Below are 1516 nucleotides of genomic sequence, written 5' to 3'. Positions count from 1 at the left end.
TATTAAAGTACAGAATAGCTCCAATTGGTGTAAAGAGCGATTGGAATGATGGATTGCGAACCGCCGTATACGAGAACCGTACGTACGGTGGTGTGAGAGGTGCACTCCGCTCAATTTTGGGCGGAGCCGCCTACTCGATTAGCAACATGTTTATTGTTAATTAGGTTTTGACTTAATACTAAGATTTTGTCCATTTCTCAACTCTCTGTCTTGTAAAAGATAATATGCTTCCTTACTAGATATCACTTCTATGGAATAAACTCTCGAAGAACCAGCTATATAGTATTCGGACTGTGTGAAATTATCTTGTACTATTCTATTATAGAATGATTCAATCTCTGTCAATACATCATTTGTATATGTGAAGGTAGAATCAGTTTTTTGAGTTTGTGGTTTAAGGCACTGTAATCCACCCCAATCGCCCTTAAGGGATTTAAAAGGTTTGTCTATTTCCGAATAATACTTATTGAGTTTAATATTATTTGTTCTCAAAAACCTGTTAGCCTCTTTTTTTAAGTATTTGTAATCTCCTTTATAATCCCCTGATCTTTCAAACATATATTCATCGGCATAGCTTGATATAAAGCGCATTTCAATAAGGTTCATTTCCTTTATTTCAAATTCTTTGATTTTACTTGATTGAATTACACCATGACTTCTTATACCTTCAGACACTTTAATTATATCTCCATTATTTAGTTTCTTAGGAAATTCTCTTGCTTTAATTGGGTTTGAATCAACGACTTTAAAGTGATATGATTCTATAGAAGGTGTTTTGTTTTTATTGCTTTTTGTGGTGATTTCCAAAGTGTTTGAGTCAATGATACTTCCAGTATTAGTTATCCTGATTTTGTTAAAGTTGATATTGAATTTTATCGAATCACTGGAAGCCTTCCACGAGCCCATAGTTTGATATTTCGTTTTTTTTATCATTGACTCTTTGGTAAACGATAAAAACAAACCTTCATAATTATAATTAGCATATACAAATGTGGAGGAAATAACGGTTTTATCTTTATAAAATCTAAGTAGATATAACAGTGAATCCGTTCCAACGGAATCAGTTACTGGATCGGAAACATATATTCCATTGAATTGAATTTTAGAATCAGAATCTAATTGCGAGTAACCCTGAAAATTCAGTAAAACGAACAGTATTATTAGCGACTTAGTTTTCATTTTTATATTTGCTAACGTTTAGTATATGGAAAGTAGGGCAGTAGAAAGCAATAAACTTTCAGGTTTGCTCTGAACCAAATCGTTGTATTTTGTTTTTAATTTATTCATTCTTAAAAGCCAAATCAACGATTTGGCGGTATTTTTAAATAGCACTGAACTTTCGTAAACCACCGAACGCCCTATTTGCTATATACCTTGTGTGTGCCCAGCATGGGCATCTTTAATCTACTTGAAAGTAGGTTATTAATTTAGAGGGTGCAAGTCCCTTATGGGCGAGGGTCGTGCCTCGAACCATTAGTAAGTCGCAAGCTGGTTTGTCGTGAGACATGCAGTGAAG

At 34.0% G+C, this 1516-nt stretch carries 1 protein-coding gene; it reads right to left on the bottom strand.

What is annotated here, in order from left to right:
- Positions 1-156: 156 nt before the first annotated feature.
- Positions 157-1179: a hypothetical protein gene (locus HRT72_13220; protein ID NQY68668.1), complete on the bottom strand. Its 1023-nt coding sequence runs from the start codon at positions 1177-1179 to the stop codon at positions 157-159.
- Between the last annotated feature and the right edge of the window lie 337 nt (positions 1180-1516).

Source organism: Flavobacteriales bacterium (genome assembly GCA_013214975.1).
Lineage (GTDB): Bacteria > Bacteroidota > Bacteroidia > DT-38 > DT-38 > DT-38.
Note: the sequence above shows the minus strand (reverse complement) of the source record. Positions and strands in the feature narration are given on the sequence as shown.

Coding starts and splice junctions, on each gene's coding strand:
- HRT72_13220 (NQY68668.1), bottom strand. CDS start 1,179: ATGAAAACTAAGTCGCTAATAATACTGTTCGTTTTACTGAATTTTCAG.